The 18,101-nt window shown below is 29.6% G+C and carries 16 protein-coding genes; 12 read left to right on the top strand and 4 right to left on the bottom strand.

What is annotated here, in order from left to right; genetic code table 11:
• Positions 1-17: 17 nt before the first annotated feature.
• The 6 genes from K354_RS0100905 (at position 18) to K354_RS0100880 (ending at position 6,986) form a co-directional block, all read left to right on the top strand.
• A complete protein-coding gene (locus tag K354_RS0100905; protein WP_024953631.1) occupies positions 18-332 on the top strand; it encodes a DUF485 domain-containing protein in 315 nt (104 codons plus the stop codon).
• Positions 329-1,981 (top strand): cation acetate symporter, encoded by a 1,653-nt coding sequence (locus K354_RS0100900; protein ID WP_024953630.1) that lies wholly within the window; start codon positions 329-331, stop codon positions 1,979-1,981. Before K354_RS0100905 ends, K354_RS0100900 begins: the two co-directional genes overlap by 4 nt.
• 27 nt (positions 1,982-2,008) lie before the next feature.
• Positions 2,009-3,958 (top strand): acetate--CoA ligase, encoded by a 1,950-nt coding sequence (acs, locus tag K354_RS0100895; RefSeq protein WP_024953629.1) that lies wholly within the window; start codon positions 2,009-2,011, stop codon positions 3,956-3,958.
• Positions 3,959-4,057: 99 nt separating this feature from the next.
• Positions 4,058-4,480: a FecR family protein gene (locus K354_RS0100890; protein WP_024953628.1), complete on the top strand. Its 423-nt coding sequence runs from the start codon at positions 4,058-4,060 to the stop codon at positions 4,478-4,480.
• Positions 4,480-5,079, top strand: coding sequence for an OmpA family protein (locus tag K354_RS0100885; protein WP_024953627.1), 600 nt, complete (start codon positions 4,480-4,482; stop codon positions 5,077-5,079). The genes K354_RS0100890 and K354_RS0100885 overlap by 1 nt, the downstream gene beginning before the upstream one ends.
• A 5-nt stretch (positions 5,080-5,084) precedes the next feature.
• Entirely contained in the window at positions 5,085-6,986 is a 1,902-nt protein-coding gene (locus K354_RS0100880) for a CHASE2 domain-containing protein (RefSeq protein WP_024953626.1), read from the top strand.
• Here the strand turns inward: K354_RS0100880 and K354_RS13730 are convergent, their stop codons facing one another.
• Together K354_RS13730 and K354_RS0100870 are read right to left on the bottom strand one after the other, a co-directional pair.
• A complete protein-coding gene (locus K354_RS13730; RefSeq protein WP_037939952.1) occupies positions 6,987-7,223 on the bottom strand; it encodes a CBU_0592 family membrane protein in 237 nt (78 codons plus the stop codon).
• A complete protein-coding gene (locus K354_RS0100870) occupies positions 7,220-7,552 on the bottom strand; it encodes a hypothetical protein (RefSeq protein WP_024953625.1) in 333 nt (110 codons plus the stop codon). Before K354_RS0100870 ends, K354_RS13730 begins: the two co-directional genes overlap by 4 nt.
• A gap of 144 nt (positions 7,553-7,696) precedes the next feature.
• Here K354_RS0100870 and K354_RS0100860 point away from each other — a divergent pair, with 144 nt between their 5' ends.
• The gene (locus K354_RS0100860; RefSeq protein ID WP_024953624.1) at positions 7,697-8,203 is read left to right on the top strand and encodes an asparaginase domain-containing protein; all 507 of its coding nucleotides are present in this window, start codon (positions 7,697-7,699) and stop codon (positions 8,201-8,203) included.
• 23 nt (positions 8,204-8,226) lie between these two features.
• Here K354_RS0100860 and K354_RS0100855 read toward each other — a convergent pair whose 3' ends face one another.
• Positions 8,227-8,937, bottom strand: a complete 711-nt coding sequence (locus K354_RS0100855) for a YebC/PmpR family DNA-binding transcriptional regulator (RefSeq protein WP_024953623.1) — start codon at positions 8,935-8,937, stop codon at positions 8,227-8,229.
• A gap of 191 nt (positions 8,938-9,128) precedes the next feature.
• On the opposite strand from K354_RS0100855, the gene K354_RS0100850 reads away from it, so the two are divergent.
• The gene (locus K354_RS0100850) at positions 9,129-10,763 is read left to right on the top strand and encodes an inorganic phosphate transporter (protein ID WP_024953622.1); all 1,635 of its coding nucleotides are present in this window, start codon (positions 9,129-9,131) and stop codon (positions 10,761-10,763) included.
• A gap of 52 nt (positions 10,764-10,815) precedes the next feature.
• Here K354_RS0100850 and K354_RS0100845 read toward each other — a convergent pair whose 3' ends face one another.
• Positions 10,816-11,232 (bottom strand): GGDEF domain-containing protein, encoded by a 417-nt coding sequence (locus K354_RS0100845; RefSeq protein WP_281169383.1) that lies wholly within the window; start codon positions 11,230-11,232, stop codon positions 10,816-10,818.
• Between the two features lie 185 nt (positions 11,233-11,417).
• Here K354_RS0100845 and K354_RS15375 point away from each other — a divergent pair, with 185 nt between their 5' ends.
• From K354_RS15375 to K354_RS14525, 4 genes are read left to right on the top strand one after another with little or no spacing between them, the layout of a single operon-like run.
• On the top strand, positions 11,418-11,525 hold the full coding sequence (locus K354_RS15375; RefSeq protein WP_342665249.1) for a hypothetical protein: 108 nt from the start codon (positions 11,418-11,420) through the stop codon (positions 11,523-11,525).
• Entirely contained in the window at positions 11,519-12,661 is a 1,143-nt protein-coding gene (locus tag K354_RS13725) for a response regulator (protein ID WP_024953620.1), read from the top strand. The genes K354_RS15375 and K354_RS13725 overlap by 7 nt, the downstream gene beginning before the upstream one ends.
• 15 nt (positions 12,662-12,676) lie before the next feature.
• Complete coding sequence (locus tag K354_RS14530; RefSeq protein ID WP_024953619.1) at positions 12,677-15,343, top strand: PAS domain S-box protein; 2,667 nt, start codon at positions 12,677-12,679, stop codon at positions 15,341-15,343.
• A 16-nt stretch (positions 15,344-15,359) separates the two neighbouring features.
• Positions 15,360-18,035, top strand: coding sequence for a bifunctional diguanylate cyclase/phosphodiesterase (locus tag K354_RS14525; RefSeq protein ID WP_024953618.1), 2,676 nt, complete (start codon positions 15,360-15,362; stop codon positions 18,033-18,035).
• The last annotated feature ends 66 nt before the right edge of the window (positions 18,036-18,101 follow it).

Raw genomic sequence — 18,101 nt, 5'->3', positions numbered from 1 at the left:
AAATAAAGGAGAGTTCAGTGAATCAAGAAATTTACGAAAGGGTAAAAAATAACCCAAAATTTTCTGAATTAGTGAAAAAAAGAAGTAGTTTTGCTTTTAAATTATCACTAATAATGCTGAGCGTTTATTATATCTTTATTATGATTATTGCTTTTAGTCCTGAAACTTTAGGTAAGCAAATAGGTACGGGTGTTACAAGTATTGGTATTCCAATAGGGCTTAGCATTATAATATTATGTTTTATCCTCACAGGTATTTATACAGATAGAGCTAATAATGAATTTGATAAATTAACAGATGAGATAAAAGATGATGTTAGGTTTGATGTATGAAAATTTTATTAACTACTTTTCTTTGTATCACTACTGTGTTAGCAACAAGTGGAGATGCTGAGGTGAGTGACCAAAGAGATTTAAATATTCCTGCTATCATTATGTTTCTATTTTTTGTTCTTGCAACGCTTGGTATTACATATTGGGCTGCAAAAAGAACAAAAACTGCAAAAGACTTTTATACGGCTGGTGGAGGGATAACAGGTTTTCAAAATGGCTTAGCAATTGCTGGTGATTATATGTCAGCAGCTTCATTTTTAGGTATTTCAGGGCTTGTTTATTTAAAAGGATTTGATGGGCTTATCTATTCTATAGGTTTTTTAGTTGGATGGCCAATAATACTGTTTTTAATTGCAGAACAATTAAGAAATCTTGGAAAATATACTTTTGCTGATGTTGCTTCTTATAGACTTAGACAAACTCCAATTAGAATACTTGCCGCTTTGGGCTCAATTGCTACAGTACTATTATATTTAATTGCACAAATGGTTGGTTCTGGTAAACTTATACAGGTTCTTTTTGGGCTTCCCTATGAGTTTGCTGTTATCTTAGTTGGTGTGATGATAATTGTTTTAGTTACTTTTGGCGGAATGCTTGCAACCACATGGGTTCAAATTATAAAAGCAATTCTATTACTCTGTGGGGCTTCTTTTTTAGCAATTATGATTATGAGTAAAATGGGATTTAGTTTTGAAACACTTTTTCAAAATGCTGTCAACATTAAAGGAACACGTTCAATTATGGAGCCTGGTGGACTTGTTAGTGATCCTATTAGTGCCATAAGCTTAGGGATTGCTCTTATGTTTGGAACAGCTGGATTGCCTCATATTTTAATGAGGTTTTTTACAGTAAGTGATGCGAAAGAAGCAAGAAAATCTGTTTTTTATGCAACAGGTTTTATTGGCTATTTTTATATATTAACTTTTATTATTGGTTTTGGAGCTATCGTATTAGTTTCTAAAAATCCACAATACTTAGATATAGCTACAGGAACACTTTTTGGTGGGAATAATATGGCAGCTATTCATTTAAGTCATGCCGTTGGTGGTAATCTTTTCTTAGGGTTTATCTCAGCAGTTGCATTTGCTACTATTCTTGCTGTTGTTTCGGGGCTTACTTTAGCAGGAGCTAGTGCTATTAGTCATGATTTATATGCAAATGTATTTGCAAAAGGTAATTTAAATGAAATAGTAGAAATGAAAGTTTCAAAATACTCTACAGTATGTTTAGGCATATTGGCTATAATCCTTGGTATAGCATTTGAAAACCAAAATATAGCATTTATGGTTGGACTTGCTTTTGCTATTGCAGCCAGTGCCAATTTTCCAATTTTATTTTTATCAATGTATTGGAAAAAGCTTACTACAAGAGGAGCAGTAATAGGAGGGACTTTGGGTCTAGCTACAGCAATAATACTTGTTATATTAGGACCAATAGTTTGGGGAGAAATAATTAATGGTGATCAGAGTAAAGCGATTTTTCCATATAAATATCCAGCATTGTTTTCAGTAATCGTTGCTTTTGTTGGGATATGGTTTTTTTCAATAACAGATAAAAGTGAAAATGCAAAAAATGAAATAGCAGCTTTTGATAATCAATATGTACGTAGTCAAACAGGGATTGGTGCACAAAGTACACTCAATCATTAAAAAATAAATTAAAAGGAAGGATGATAAATGTTAGAAATTTTTGAGCCAAATAGAGAATTTAGTAAAAATGCTAGAATTAAAAATATGTGTGAGTACAAAGAATTACGTATGCAAGCAGAAGAAGATTTTGAAGGCTACTGGGATAGGCTTGCAAAAGAAAAAATAGACTGGTTCAAACCATATGATACAGTTCTAGATGAAAGCAATGCACCATTTTATAAATGGTTTGATGGTGGTAAATTAAACGTAACTCACCAATGCTTAGGACGTCATCTTACTACTAGAAAAAATAAAGCAGCTATTATTTGGGAAGGTGAAGATGGTAAAAAAAGAATTATTACGTATCTTCAACTTTATTATAGAGTAAATAGATTAGCAAATCTTTTAAAGAATCAGTTTGGTATTAAAAAAGGTGATAGAGTAGTTCTTTATCTTCCTATGATTCCTGAAGCTGCTTTTGCTATGCTTGCTTGTGCAAAGATTGGTGCAGTTCATTCGATTGTATTTGGAGGATTTTCTGCAGATGCTTTAAGAGATAGAGTACAAGATGCTAATGCTAAACTTGTTATCACAGCGGATGGAGCTTACAGACGTGGGAAACCATATATGTTAAAACCAGTTGTTGACGAAGCTTTAAAAGAGGGCTGTGAGTGTTGTAGTAAAGTACTTATTGTACAAAGAAATTTTGAAGAGATAGATTATGTTCCTGGGCGTGATTATGTTTATAATGAAATGATTATGAATGAATCTCAGCATTGTGATCCAGAGCCTATGGATTCTGAGGATCCTCTATTTTTATTGTATACGAGTGGAAGTACAGGAAAACCAAAAGGTGTTCAGCACTCAAGTGCAGGATATATCCTTTGGGCACAGTATACGATGGAAAAAGTTTTTGATGTAAAAGAGAATGATACTTTTTGGTGTACTGCTGATGTTGGTTGGATTACGGGGCATACTTATATTGTTTATGGTCCACTTGCTATGGGGGCTACAACAGTTATGTATGAAGGTGTTCCTACTTTCCCTGATGTTGGTCGTTGGTGGAAAATGATAGAAGAACATCGTATCAATCAGTTCTATACTGCACCTACTGCAATTAGATTGTTACATAAACTTGGAGCTGATGAGCCTAAAAAGTATGATTTGAGTAGTTTAAAAGTTCTTGGAACAGTTGGTGAGCCAATTAATCCTGATGCTTGGATGTGGTATTACAATGAGATTGGTGGAGGGAAATGTTCTATCGTTGATACTTGGTGGCAAACTGAAACTGGAGGTCATATGATTACTCCACTTCCTGGGGCAACTCCTATTAAACCTGGCTCTGCTACTTTTCCACTTCCTGGAATTATGGCAGAAATTATAGATGAAAATGGAAATCCAACTCCAAAAGGGGAGAAAGGATTTTTATGTATAACCAAACCTTGGCCTTCTATGATAAGAACTATTTGGGGTGATCCTGATAGATTTGCGAAATCATATTTTGGTGATTGTAAAAAAGATGGAAAACCAGTTTATTTTTCAGGTGATGGTGCAATGTATGATGATGATGGTTATATCATCATTACTGGTCGTACAGATGATGTTATCAATGTTTCTGGACATAGGTTAGGAACAGCAGAAATTGAAGCTGTATTGGCACATCATCAAAATGTTGCAGAAGTTGCAGTTGTTGGACGACCTGATCCTATAAAAGGAGAGGGTATTTTTGCCTATATTGTTTTAAAAGGTGAAGAAGACTCAATTGGTGAAGAAATAGAGATGATTCAAGAACTTAATAAGCAAATTACTAAAGAGATTGGTAATATTGCTAAACTTGATGATATTCTTTTTGTACCAGGTCTTCCAAAAACAAGAAGTGGTAAAATTATGAGAAGAATTCTTCGCTCAATCGCTAAAGGAGAAGAGATTACTCAAGATACTTCAACACTAGAAGATCCTACTATTGTTGGGGCAATTGAGACTTTAGTAAACAGATAACGAATTAAGCAAAAGGGATAATATAAAATTATCTCTTTTTCATATTAAAATAAGCAAAGAAGATGTAGCATATAATAATAAACTTTTATGGAGGCTACTATGTTGCGAATATTTTTTATATTATTTTGTCTTCTTTCTTATCTTTTTTCAGCAGACATTGCTATTGTTAAAGTTGTAAATGGTGATACTTTTGCAAAAAGAGATAGTACCATGTTGAAACTCAAAGTTGGAAATCAGCTCCAAGTAGGTGATACTCTTATTACGAAAGCTGGCAGTAATATAGGGATTATTTTTCATGATGGTACTATTTTATCATTGGGAGAAAATAGTATTCTTACTATTGATGAGTTTTTATTTAAACCTATTGAAAATGAGTTTAAATTTGATATAGATATGAGTAAAGGTTTGGCAAGTTTTGAATCTGGAAAAATTGGGACATTATCTCCAGAGTCTGTAAAGTTTAAGGTACCTGAAGGCACAGTTGGTATTCGTGGTACAAAATTTTACGTGGAGGTGAAGTAATGGAAACTGTAGTAATAGTCACATGGATAGGAATGCTAATAGCTGCATTGATGAATCCTACACCAACCACAACAGTAGTTCTTGTAGAAAATGGAAAAGCTCAAAATGCAATAGTTGTTGAAACAAAAGCAGGTTCTATAGTTGTTGATAAGCCTGGTGGATATGTTAATATTAATTCAAAAAATGAAAAACCAAGTGAAATAAACATTATGAGTGAAGAGAAAATTAACTCAAAATTTAAAAGTGCAATTGAAAGTACTCCTTTAAAACCTATACATGTACTTCTTTATTTTAAAAGTGGCTCAAATGAGTTAACACAAAGTTCTAAAGACAAGTTACCTCAGATTTTAAAAAGTATAAAAGAAAGAATGCCATGTGATGTAAATGTTATTGGACATACTGATACTGCTGGTTCAAAAAAATATAATGAAAAACTTTCACTTCAGAGAGCTAATAGTGTAAAAAAATGGATAAATTTACAAAATATTGATTTAATTGATTTAAAAGTAGAGACATATGGAGAAACTGATTTACTAGTGAAAACAGCTGATAATGTTTCAGAGAAAAAAAATCGTAGAGTTGAACTTTTAATTAGATAATTTTTATGCAAATATCAAAAATATTTATTGGATTTCTTTTTACAATTCTTTTACATGTAACTATATTTTATAGTGGTGTAATTGAGTATTTTGATTTAAAAATATATGATGCCATACATAAAACAGTAAATAATGAAGATATTAAAACCTCTGTTGTCGTTGTTGATATAGATGAAAAGAGTTTACATTATTTAGGTCAATGGCCTTGGTCTAGACTTGTTCTAACTAATCTTATAAAGTCAATCAACTCGCAAAGACCTACTAGCGTTGGTATGGATATAGTTTTTGCAGAGCATGACAAAACTTCTCCAAATCAACTGAAATCTTTTTATGAAAAATATTTTTCAACTAAAATTTCTGTAGGTGGTTTGAGCGATGCATTGCAAGATAATGACAAGATTTTTGCAAGTGCACTTCAAGATATCAAAAGTGTTTTGCCTGTTTATATGAATAACAGTATGAAAAATAAAAACAGTTGTTTTTTTCCAAAAAGTAATCAAAATATTGCATTTGCTACAAGTGAATATTTAAAATCAAAATATATATTGTGCAATATTAAAGAGCTTCAAAAGTCAGCTCATAGTGTAGGCTTCATTAATTCTCAACGAGATATAGATGGTCTTTTTAGGAGAGTACCATTGTTTATAAAATATAATACTCATATTATACCTTCGTTTGGCCTTGCAAATTTATTGAGTGTTGATAAATTAAATGTAAAAGATAATTTAGTTTCTATATTAGGACATACTTTTGTTATGGGTTCTAATTCTGAAGTATTGCTTGATTTTTATGAAAAAGATAAGTATGAAACAATCTCGGCTCTTGATGTATTAACTCATAAAGTAAATGCGAAAAAGTTACAAGGAAAATTTGTTCTTATTGGAACTTCTGCAGTTGGATTACATGATAGATATATGATATCTTCAGCTGATGTCATTCCAGGTGTTTTTGTTCATGCAACATTAATAGATAACATATTAAATGATACATTAAGATATCAACCAGAGATGATAAAAAGTATAAATTTTCTTTTGTCAGTACTTTTGTCAGTACTTTTAGTTTATCTTTTATATAAAAAGAAATATCTCAATTTATTGGTTTTATTTTTATTTTTTAGTATTGTAGCAGCTCTTTTTGGAATCTATTTTTTACATAGTAACATTTATATTTCTATTGGGTATTTTCTGATTCCATTTTCTTTACACTTTTTTATAATTAATGTTATATTTATTTTTTTACATTATAGAGATAGACAGAAATTCTATAAAGATTTAACAAAAGCACACTCATCAGCTATAGATAGTATGGCTTTAGTAGCAGAAACAAGAGATACTGATACTGGAGCCCATATTCAAAGAACGAAAAAATATATGGTTCTTTTAGCAAAGTATCTATGTAAAAAAAGTATTTATAAAGATACAGTAAATCAAGATTTTATAGATCTATTATATAGAGCTGCACCCTTACATGATATAGGAAAAGTAGGCATTCCAGATAGTATTCTTCAAAAACCTGGAAAGTTCACTGATGAAGAGTTTATTATCATGAAAAAACATTCAGAAATTGGTAAAAATATTATTCAAAATGCAATGAAAAATAATGAAAAAAATAGATTTTTAAAGATAGCATATAATATTGCTTATTATCATCATGAAAAATGGGACGGTAGTGGATATCCTTGTTCTTTAAAGGGTAGTGAGATACCATTAGAAGCTAGAATAATGGCAATAGCTGACGTTTACGATGCCCTTATTAGCAGAAGATGCTATAAGTTATCGTTTTCTTACGATGATTCTGAAAATATCATTATTAATGGAAGTGGGACACATTTTGATCCTATATTAGTAGAAGCTTTTGTTGTTTTAAAAGAAAAATTTAAAAAGATTGCTGAAAGTATAAAAGAGTAGCTATTTTTTGTTTTTTATCATGCCATAAATCGTAATGACTATCCAAAATAACTCTATAAGAAACGAGCCTAGATTAAAGTGAACTAAAAGAGAGATTAAAAGTAAAATAGCTCCAGTTAAATTTAATATTTGAAATTTTAGTGAGCTATGGACAACTTTGTGGGATTGGAGTAAAAAATAAGCATACACTATAAAAAGCATACCAATAAAACCAATGATTTGATATATATCTATCATTTTAACCAGTTAGTAGAGTTATTTAAAAAATCATCTTTGTTGAGTTTACTATGGCATTTTATACATCTATCTAGTGCATAGTGTGCTTCATTTTGTACTTGTTTTGTTTTTTCTACAGAATGACAATCCCAGCAATCTTGCCCACATAAAGATCCCATTTTCTCCAAGTCTCCATTTTCTATTGTATGACACTCTTTGCAACTTGTTAAAATCATATGATCTTTATCTAATGAACCATCTTTTACAAGATTGGGATGGCATTTCATACAATCTCCACTACAAGAGAGTAATAAAGTACATGTAATAATTAAAAAAAATAAAATTTTCATGTTATCCTAATGCAATAATTTTGTTTTTAAAAAATTATTATACTCTTTTTTTACCATCAAAAAATAAAAAGAAGTATTTAAACATAAAATAGTTAAACTTTCAAAAATCAAGGTTTATACAACCTTTACATGTAAGGAAATTTTTTGAAAGATATATTAATAATAAATACAGGCGGTACTTTTAACAAAAGATATAACCCTTTAAAAGGAGAGTTAGAAGTGCCAGTAGATTCTCTTGCAGTTGATAGTATATTGAAATATTTTTATAACCTTAGTTATGAGCTCCAAAATGTGATTCACAAAGATAGTTTAGAAATGTTAGATTCTGATAGACAAGAAATGGCAGAGCTTATACAAAAATCACCACAAAAAAAGATACTTATTATTCATGGGACAGATACAAAAGATAAAACAGCGAAGTATTTAGAAAATATTATATCAGATAAAAGTATAGTCTTAACAGGAGCAATGGTTCCATTGAGTATAGATACTGTAGAAGCAAATGCAAATTTTTCTATGGCTTTAGGTTACCTTTTAAATGAACCTAAAAACGGAGTGTATATAGCAATGCACGGTTTAGTTGAAAAACACGATACTGTATTTAAAAATAGAGAAGTAGGAATATTTCAAAAAGTTACATGTAAAGAGTAAAATCTCTTTACATGTAAAGAAAGTTAGCTAAAGTTTGTATATACTGCTTGAACGTCTTCATCTTCTTCAATACGTTCAATTAGGTTAGCAATATCGTTGATTTGTTCTTCACTTAGTTCTATTGGAGTATTTGCAAATCTTTTTAATGTTGCGGTTTTTAAATCTATTTTTAGTTCTTCAAATGCTTGTGAAAGTGTTCCAAAGTCTGTAAATTCAGCAGTGACTAAAACAGTACCATCTTCTTCTTCAATCTCTTCAAGACCAGCATCTATAAGTTCAAGTTCAAGTTCTTCTAAATCCATATCTTCTGTTTTTTCAAATTCAAATACAGCTTTTCTTGAAAACATAAACTCTAGTGAGCCATTGTTTAACATTTCGCCACCACCTTTTTTAAAGTGGCTTTTTACGTTTGCTACAGTTCTTGTTGCATTGTCAGTTGCAGTTTCTACAAATATTAAAGCACCATGTGGGCCCTTTCCTTCATAGTTCACTTCTTTCATATCTGCTAAATCTTTTGCATTAGCTCTTTTTATAGCAGCATCAATATTATCTTTTGGCATATTTTCAGCTTTTGCATTTAAAATAGCTGTACGAAGTTTAGCATTACTTTCAGGGTCAGTTCCCCCTTCTTTTGCTGCCATAGTAATAGAACGACCAAGTCTAGGAAATATTCTTGACATCGCTCCCCATCTTTTTAGTTTTGAAGCTTTTCTGTATTCAAACGCTCTTCCCATTACAAATTACCTTTTCATCATATTAATATTTTTAGAATTATATCTATTTTTAACTAATTGTAAACTTGCAATTAATTCAAATAAAAACTTTTAGAATTGATAGAGTTAGAAAAAATTATACTTAAAGGTATAAGAGAATATAATTACGGTTTTGAAATAATTATTTATGTGGATTATAAGGAATATTTTTTATGGAAATACAAACTGTAAAGAAAATGGAAAAAGTAGCGATTAAAAGTAGTGGGATCGATTTTATGCGACTTGGGTTTGCACTCTTTTTTATGGCAATAGTTTTAGTTTATAGCTTTGCAACATCGGGCGGTGTCCCTAATAATGTTTTCTTAGCAATAGCTGCACTTTTTGGTGCTTATATGGCTGTAAACATAGGGGCAAATGATGTTGCTAATAACGTAGGACCAGCAGTTGGTTCAAAAGCACTTACAATGGGCGGTGCCATAGTTATAGCAGCTGTATTTGAAGCAAGTGGAGCACTAATTGCCGGTGGTGAAGTTGTTAAAACTATTAAAAAAGGGATTATTGATATCTCTGCTTTTGGTGGCAATACAGATACTTTTATATGGGCTATGATGGCAGCTCTTTTATCTGCTGCACTTTGGCTAAATTTTGCAACATATTTTAAAGCACCAGTTTCAACAACACACTCGATTGTTGGTGGTGTTATGGGGGCTGGTATTGCAGCTGCAGGATTTGGTATTGTAGCGTGGGGAACTATGGGAAAAATAGCACTTTCATGGGTTATTTCGCCTGTTCTTGGTGGTATTGTTGCAGCATCTTTTTTGTTTGCAATTAAAAAAACAATGGTATTTAAAAAGGATAAAATAGAAGCTGCGGTTAAATGGGTACCTATCTTTGTATCCATCATGTCTTGGGCTTTTGTGACGTATCTTACGCTTAAAGGGCTTAAAAAAATATGGCCAACAGTAGTTGAGATTTTTACTTTTTTACCTGATACTAAAAAACCAACTTTTATAGTAGCTGCACTTTTGGGTTTAGTTGTTGCTTTTGTTGTTTATGTAATGTTACGAAAAATAATTTCTAATAAAGCACATAATATAGAAAATACAAGAGATGGTATCAATCAACTCTTTACAGTACCTCTTATATTTGCAGCTGCACTTTTGAGTTTTGCTCATGGGGCAAATGATGTTGCAAATGCAATTGGACCGTTAGCCGCGATTAATGATGCTGTTATCAATGGTGGTATTTCATCAAAAGCGGGTATCCCTTTATGGGTTATGGGTGTTGGTGCTATTGGTATTGCTATTGGACTTGCTCTGTATGGACCAAAGCTTATTAAAACAGTTGGTAGTGAGATAACAGAACTAGATCAAATGAGAGCTTTTTCAGTAGCAATGGCTGCTGCAATTACTGTTATTTTTGCTTCACAATTAGGACTACCTGTTAGTTCAACTCATATTGCAGTTGGTGGTATTTTTGGTGTTGGTTTTTTAAGAGAGTATCTTGAAAGTACTAATGTTAAAGATGAAATTGCACTTGATAGAGAAATAATTGTAGATGAAAAGAAACTTCTTAAAGCTTATGCTGGAGAGTTAAAAACACTCGAAGCAAAAGAGAAAAAAGGTAAATATGATTATGAAAGAATCGTTGAACTTTACAAAATGATAGATGAAGAAGAAGAAAAAATAAAAGAGGCTAAAAAGCATTTAAAAAGTGCAGAAAAAGTAAAATATGTAAAAAGAGATGCCTTAAAGAAAATTGTAGCTGCTTGGGTAATTACAGTTCCAGCTGCTGCTGTTTTATCAGCATTAGTCTATTTTATGCTAAGAGGTATGTTACTACATTAATATGATTTAGATAGAAATCTAACAAAAGATTTCTATCTTTTCCTTTAAAATATTAAATATCGGAAATCACTTTATTTCTACCACTTTCTTTAGCTTTATAGAGATAATCATCAACCCTTTTGATTAAAGTTTTTATATTGTCTGTATCTTTTACTTCAGAAACACCAATGCTAACAGTTTTATGATTTATAATAGAAAATTCAAACTCTTCAATACTAGCTCGTAAATTTTCTGCTAAATTTGTAGCACCTTGTATATTGGTATCAAGACAAATTATTATAAACTCTTCACCACCCCATCTTCCAACAATATCTGTTTTTCTACTATGCTTTTTTAGTATATTTGCAAACTCTATTAGTACACTATCCCCGATTTGGTGTCCATAGGTGTCATTTACATCTTTAAAATGGTCAATATCTAACATCATGATGGAAAAGACATGCTTATGTCTTAAATACTGTTGACAGATAAACTTTTATAGAAAAGAGTATAAACAACCCTACCATATTAATCAAAGATATATAAAAAGCAAAATAGTAGTATAATATCAATAGAGGATAATACTGAAGGGATTCTGGAAACTCTTATTGATAAAATATTTGAGCCTTATTTTACAACAAAGAGTAAAAAAATGGGACAGGGCTTGGGCTTTATATATCAAAAATTATTATAGAGCTTTATCATAAGGGAAGACTTTTAGTATCAAATACAAAAGATGGTGCTAAATTTATAATAAAACTACCAAAGGAGTTAAGATGGTAGATAATAAAAACGCATATGAATATTCAAAAGAGCTAAGTGTATTATATGTGGAGGATGATATAGAGCTTAATGAAGAAACCTTTGATATATTTTCAGACCTTTTTAAAGTATCTCAAAGTACTTTAAATGGTCAAGAGGGGCTAGAGGAATATAATAAGTTTCATAACGAAACTGGAAAATATTACGATATTGTCATTACAGATATTCAGATGCCAAAACTAAATGGGATTGAACTTATTAAAAAGATACAAGAGCTAAATAAAGATCAAGAGATAATTGTAATCTCAGCATACAGTGATGCTGATAAATTAATGAGTTTAATTGAGCATGGAATTAGTGATTTCTTATTAAAACCAATCTCATACAAAAAACTTATTGAGGTTATTTATAAGGTTTGTATTATAATTGATAATAAAAAAGCACAAGAAAATTTTCTTTTTCAACAGTCCAAAAATGCAGCTTTAGGTTCTATGGTGGGAAATATAATTCATCAGTGGAAACAGCCTTTAAACTATATCTCTCTAATCTCTGCTACATTACAGATGGATGCAGAGCTAGAGGGGAAGGTTGAGATTAAACGTCTAACAAAAGATATGCAAGATATAGATAAATCTATACAAAGACTTACCACAACTACTGAAACTTTTAGAAGCTTTTTAAAAGCCAAAAAAGAGTTTAAAGAGGTGGTATTGCAAGATACTATAAAAGAAGCACTGGTTATCTCTGGAACTATCTTACAAGATAAACATATTGAACTTATAAACGAAATTGAAAAGTGTGAGAGTATCACTTTGTATACCAATCCAAATGAGCTAATAGAGGTTATTATTAATATTGTAAATAATGCGATAGATATACTTGAAGAGAAAGAGATTACAAAACCTTTTGTAAAACTTGAACTTGTTAAGGATAACGGTTTAATGATTATCTCTATTGAAGATAACGCAGGGGGTATACCAGAGGATATAGTTCCAAATATCTTTGATGAGTATTTTACTACAAAAAGTGATGATAAGGGAACAGGACTTGGACTTTATATGAGTAAAAAAATAGTTTGTGAGAGTTTAAATGGTGATTTAGAAGTTAGCAATACTTTAAACGGTGCAAAGTTCTTTATTAAGATACCATTATTATAATCTGTTAGGATAATTATGTTAAAAATATATATTACGCTTGCATTTATTGTTGTAAATATAATCTTTCATTCATTTACTGAATCTAGTAAAAATAATATGATCGATAAAACACTAGAAACTCACGAAAACAGGATTGTTGATAATTATAAGACATTACAATACAATGAGAGAAAAACTGCAGATGTAGTATCGGTATATTTAATAAAAAGCGGTATTGATATTTTATCAAAACTTGATAATGCAGATGAAAATGAAAAAGCTGTTTTAAGAAAAGAATTATACGATAAATTAAAAGATAGATATCAGCAGTTAAATACAAGATGGGGAATTTATCAATTACAATTTACTCTTCCTGATGGTAAAAATTTTTTAAGGATGCACAAACCTGAAAAATTTGGAGATAATTTAGAAGAGATAAGACATAGTATTAAATATGTAAATGAACATAAAACCATATTACGTGGTTTAGAAGGTGGTAAAACAACACATGGAATAAGAAATCTATATCCTATATTTAAAGATGATAAATATTTGGGTCTTGTGGAGGTCTCTTTTACTACCGTTTTTATACAGGATTTTTTTTCACAAGCAAAAAATATACATACACATGTGTTACTTCATAAAAGTTTATTTAAAAATGAGATATGGAATAAAGAGAACTTAAATTTACAATATGAGATTTCCGCAGAGAATGAAGAATATCTATTATTGCTAGGAAAACAACATTTAAAAGAGATATATATCGTACCTTCAAGGGAAAGAATTTTATCAACTGATATAGATATGAAAAAAATGATGAATAAAAACAGACCTTTTTCTATATATATAAAAAATGATGTAGCTCATAATGATGTAGTATCATTTGTACCTATTTTAAATACTAAAGGAGGTGTATCTGCTTGGTTGGTCTCATATGAAAAAGATCAGTTTATAGAAGATATTTTAAATTTCACACTTATTTTTAGAATCTTTATATTTATTCTTCTTTGCGTAATATTCTATTTTGTATATAAAACATTAAATGAAAAGAATAAACTAAATGCTGCAGTAGAGGAAAAAACAAAAGAGTTAAATACAAATATCATTAACCTTGAAAAGATGAACAAAGAGTTGTTTTCTCAGCAATTATTTACAAAAACCCTTATGGATAATACACCAGTACCTCTTTTTTATAAAGATACAAATGGAGTTTATTTAGGAGTTAATAAAGAGTTTGAAAATATTTTTGGATTTACTAAAGAAGAGATAGTGGGGAAAAGTGTTTATGATATTGCTCCACACGAGATTGCAGATAAATATCATAAAGAGGATTTAGCAGTGTTTAACGATCCTCTATTACATCAAGTGTATGATTTTGTAGTTAAACATAACAAAACTGGAAAAACTCATGATGTGGTTTTTCATAAAAGAGCATATTTAGATGAAGATGGTAAGGTAGCAGGACTTATAGGTGCTGTCTTTGATATGACAGAGAAACTGCAATATAAAAAGAGGCTATTAGAATACTCCAATGAACTAAAATATTTAAATGAAACACTAGAAAATCAAGTAAAAAAAAGAACTGCAGATCTTCAAAATGCACAAAAATTAGCAAAACTAGGTACTTGGAAACTTGATATAAATAGTCATACTCTTAAGTGGTGTGATGAAGCATATAATATTTTTGAAGTTGACAAAAGGGAAAAACCAACCTTAACATTAACTGACTTTTTAGATTGTATCCATATTGAAGATGGCTTAGACTTTTTTAATTCTTATAATAAAAAGCATCTTATGGAACACAATACATATATCTTAGTGCATAAAATAGTAACAAAAAACGGTAACCTTAAATATGTTGAAGAGAGGTGTGAAACAAAATATGATGAAAATAATAACCCTATATTCTCAAAAGGTACAGTTCAAGACATTACAGAGCAGAAAGTTGTTGAATTAGAGTTACAGAAAAAAAATGAACAATTGATACAACAAGCAAAACTAGCTCAGATGGGAGAACTTTTAAGTATGATAGCTCACCAATGGAGACAACCATTAGGTTCAATCGGGGGTGCAGTTGCTAATATACAAAATAAATTGGCATTAGATAAGTATGATCTATCTAAAAAAGCTGATAGATTAAAGTTTTTAGAGTTTTTAACATCTAAACTTGAAAATATTACGCAGTATAATGGTTTCTTGTCAAAAACAATAGATGATTTTAGAAATTTCTATAAAGAGAATAAAGAGAAGCAAAATATGTTAATATCTGAATGTATTGAAAGTACAATAGAGATAATTCTTCCCTCTTTGAAAAACCATAATATTGAATTAAACACAAATTATAATAGTTCTCAGAAAATAGATATTTACCCAAATGAAGTTATGCAGGTTATTTTAAATCTTCTTAAAAACTCTGAAGATGCTTTGATTGAAAATAATATTACTTCAAAAGTGATAGATATAAAAACCTATGAAAAGAACAATAGTGTAATAGTTTCTATTAAAGATAATGGAGGAGGAGTTCCTAAAATGAGTTTAAATGAGATATTTGAGCCATATTTTTCAACAAAAAAGAATAAGAATGGAACTGGACTTGGACTCTATATGTCAAAAATGATTGTAGAGGAACATCATGGTGGAAAACTAGAAGCAACCAATAGTAATAATGGTCTAGAGGTACTTATTACCATACCAAAAGCTTGAAATAAAGGAAATTAGAATGAACAAGTATATTGATCTTATAATAAATAGTAAAAAAAACCTAAAACTTTTTTTTACTATATCTTTTTTCTTTTTTAGCCTTTTTATTAGTATTATAATATTTATCTTAGGGTATGCAAATAGTAATAAATATATAAAAGAGGAGATATACAAAGAGGCTCAAGTTGAAACTCAAAATAAAATTTCTAATTTAAAATATAATATAGAAAAATATAAACAGCTACTTCTTAGTTTAAGTAGCAGTAATATTACACATAACTATTTACAAAAAGACAATCAAGATAATACAACACAACTTTTTAATCTTTTCTCTAGTGCTATTACTGCAGATTCAAATATTATGCAGTTAAGATATATTGATAGTAAGGGTGATGAAAAACTAAGATTACAAAGAGATAATAAAAAAGAGAACTTTTATAAAGTAAAAGTGCTAAACTTACAAAATAAATCTAAACGTTACTATTTTAAAGAAACAATAAAAAGAGCTAATAAAAAAATCTGGGTATCTGATATAGATCTAAACATAGAAAACAATGAGATTGAGATCCCTTACAATCCTACTATTAGACTAGCAACTCCTTTATATACAAATAAGAGTTTACAGGGAATTATTATTGTAAATATATTTATGAAAGATATTTTAGAAACTCTTAAAAGCTCAACTCTTTTTAATATCTATTTAGTGGATAAAGATGGTTTTCCTTTAATTGGAAGTTTTAGGGATAAAGGAAAAGTAGTAGATGTTTCTTGGTCAAAACAATTAAATAAAAATATTACACTTCAAAATATTGTTAGTGAAAAAGCAGATGATATTTTATCAAGTATAGAGTTTAATAAAGAGGATATATTTTCAAAAAATATCACTAAGAACTTAGATTTAAGACAAGAACTTTTTTTATTATTACAAATTAATCAGACAAAACAAGAAGAGTTAAAATCTAATATAACAGGGTATTTGTTAATTATAAGTATTATTATACTTGTAAGTGGTACTTTATTTGGTTTATTTCTCTCTTTTTTGCCATCAAGGTTAGTTGAGGCATTGTTTAAAAAAGAGAAAGAACTTAATGAGGAGCAGTTTATTTTTAATGAGTTTAATAAAGCTGCGGAAGTGAATAATATAATCTCTAAAAGTGATCTAAAAGGGAGAATTACATATGTAAATGATAACTTTTGTATAGTTAGTGGCTATACAAAAGAGGAGGTTATAGGTAAACCCCATTCCCTTTTACGATCACCTGATAGTTCTAAAGAGACCTTTAAAGAACTTTGGTCAACTATCCAATCAAAAAACATTTGGACAGGGATTTTAAAAAACCGTAAAAAAAATGGTAAATTTTATTATGTAGATATTGCAATAACCCCTATCTTGGATCTTAATGGTAAAATAGTTGAATATATTGCCATTAGGCATGAGATTACAGAGATTATAAAACAACAAAAAAAGTTAGAAAGACTAGCTACGAAAGATACTCTTACACCTTTTTTTAATAGAACAAAATTACAACTTGATATTAATCAAAACAGCAAAAATAACTTAGCAGTTATCGATATTGATCATTTCTCTTCGATTAATGATTTTTATGGACATAATATAGGAGATGTAATTATTGAGCAATTTGGAGAACTTATAAATAGTTCTATTACTGATGAGTTTACACTTTACAGACTTCATGCAGATAAGTTTGCTGTTTTAAATACAACTTTATCTCAAGAAAAGTTTAGCAGTTTTATACAAGTTTTGAATCAAAAAATGATTAATTCTACAATAGATCTGAATATCTTTAACTACGATATGATAACAACTGCAGGGGTGTCATTTGAGAATAATATGGAACTTATACTTACTGCTGAAATAGCAAATAAACACGCGAAAAAAATCAACAAAAGTTTTTTGATTTACTCTAAAGAGTACGATATAGAAAAACAGTTTAAAGATAATTTTACTTGGATTCAAAAAATAAAATCTGCCATAACTGAAGAAAGAATAGTTGTACAGTACCAGCCACTATATAATAACAAAACAAAAAAGATAGAAAAGTATGAAGCTTTAGTTAGGATTCAAGATGAAGATGGAAATCTTATCGCACCTTCTTTCTTTTTAGAAAATGCTAAAAAATCAAAACAGTATATTACTATTACAAAAATTGTTATTGATCAATCTTTTGAGAAGTTCAAAAACAATCAGCTTGAGTTTTCCATAAACTTAACCCTTGAAGATATTCAAAGTGAAGATTTAATGAACTATCTTATTGCGAAACTACAAAGTTATGATATAGGTAAAAGAGTAGTTTTAGAGTTAGTTGAATCTGAAGAGATTGAGGACTTTTCTTTATTAGAAAAACATATTAACCATTTAAAACTTTTAGGATGTAAAATAGCTATAGATGACTTTGGAACAGGATACAGTAATTTTGAATATCTTATTAAGATAAAAGCAGATTATGTAAAAATAGATGGAAGTTTAATAAAAGATATTGCAACAAATAATAATACAAAAGAGATAGTAGAGACTATAATTGTATTTTCTAAAAAAATGAATCTAAAAACTATTGCAGAATATGTATCTTCAGAAGATATTTTAGATGCAGTAGATCAACTTGAAATAGATTATTCACAAGGATTTTATATAGGAAAACCTGAGTTTGAATTAGTAGTAGAGGAAAATAATTAAAAAAAATAATACTTATTTATTACAAATCGTGCTACAATTATGTATGGAAACCTCATAAAGGAGATA

This window comes from Sulfurospirillum arcachonense DSM 9755 (assembly GCF_000597725.1).
In the GTDB taxonomy this organism is placed as follows: Bacteria; Campylobacterota; Campylobacteria; order Campylobacterales; family Sulfurospirillaceae; genus Sulfurospirillum_A; species Sulfurospirillum_A arcachonense.
This window is presented reverse-complemented; position numbering and strand designations above follow the sequence as displayed.

What these genes read in the sequence shown, in the direction of transcription:
- acs (WP_024953629.1), top strand. Translation starts at nt 2,009, where the DNA reads ATGTTAGAAATTTTTGAGCCAAATAGAGAATTTAGTAAAAATGCTAGA.
- K354_RS0100890 (WP_024953628.1), top strand. Translation starts at nt 4,058, where the DNA reads ATGTTGCGAATATTTTTTATATTATTTTGTCTTCTTTCTTATCTTTTT.
- K354_RS0100855 (WP_024953623.1), bottom strand. Translation starts at nt 8,937, where the DNA reads ATGGGAAGAGCGTTTGAATACAGAAAAGCTTCAAAACTAAAAAGATGG.
- K354_RS0100880 (WP_024953626.1), top strand. Translation starts at nt 5,085, where the DNA reads ATGCAAATATCAAAAATATTTATTGGATTTCTTTTTACAATTCTTTTA.
- K354_RS14530 (WP_024953619.1), top strand. Translation starts at nt 12,677, where the DNA reads ATGTTAAAAATATATATTACGCTTGCATTTATTGTTGTAAATATAATC.
- K354_RS0100870 (WP_024953625.1), bottom strand. Translation starts at nt 7,552, where the DNA reads ATGAAAATTTTATTTTTTTTAATTATTACATGTACTTTATTACTCTCT.
- K354_RS0100885 (WP_024953627.1), top strand. Translation starts at nt 4,480, where the DNA reads ATGGAAACTGTAGTAATAGTCACATGGATAGGAATGCTAATAGCTGCA.
- K354_RS14525 (WP_024953618.1), top strand. Translation starts at nt 15,360, where the DNA reads ATGAACAAGTATATTGATCTTATAATAAATAGTAAAAAAAACCTAAAA.
- K354_RS0100900 (WP_024953630.1), top strand. Translation starts at nt 329, where the DNA reads ATGAAAATTTTATTAACTACTTTTCTTTGTATCACTACTGTGTTAGCA.
- K354_RS13730 (WP_037939952.1), bottom strand. Translation starts at nt 7,223, where the DNA reads ATGATAGATATATATCAAATCATTGGTTTTATTGGTATGCTTTTTATA.
- K354_RS0100850 (WP_024953622.1), top strand. Translation starts at nt 9,129, where the DNA reads ATGGAAATACAAACTGTAAAGAAAATGGAAAAAGTAGCGATTAAAAGT.
- K354_RS13725 (WP_024953620.1), top strand. Translation starts at nt 11,519, where the DNA reads ATGGTAGATAATAAAAACGCATATGAATATTCAAAAGAGCTAAGTGTA.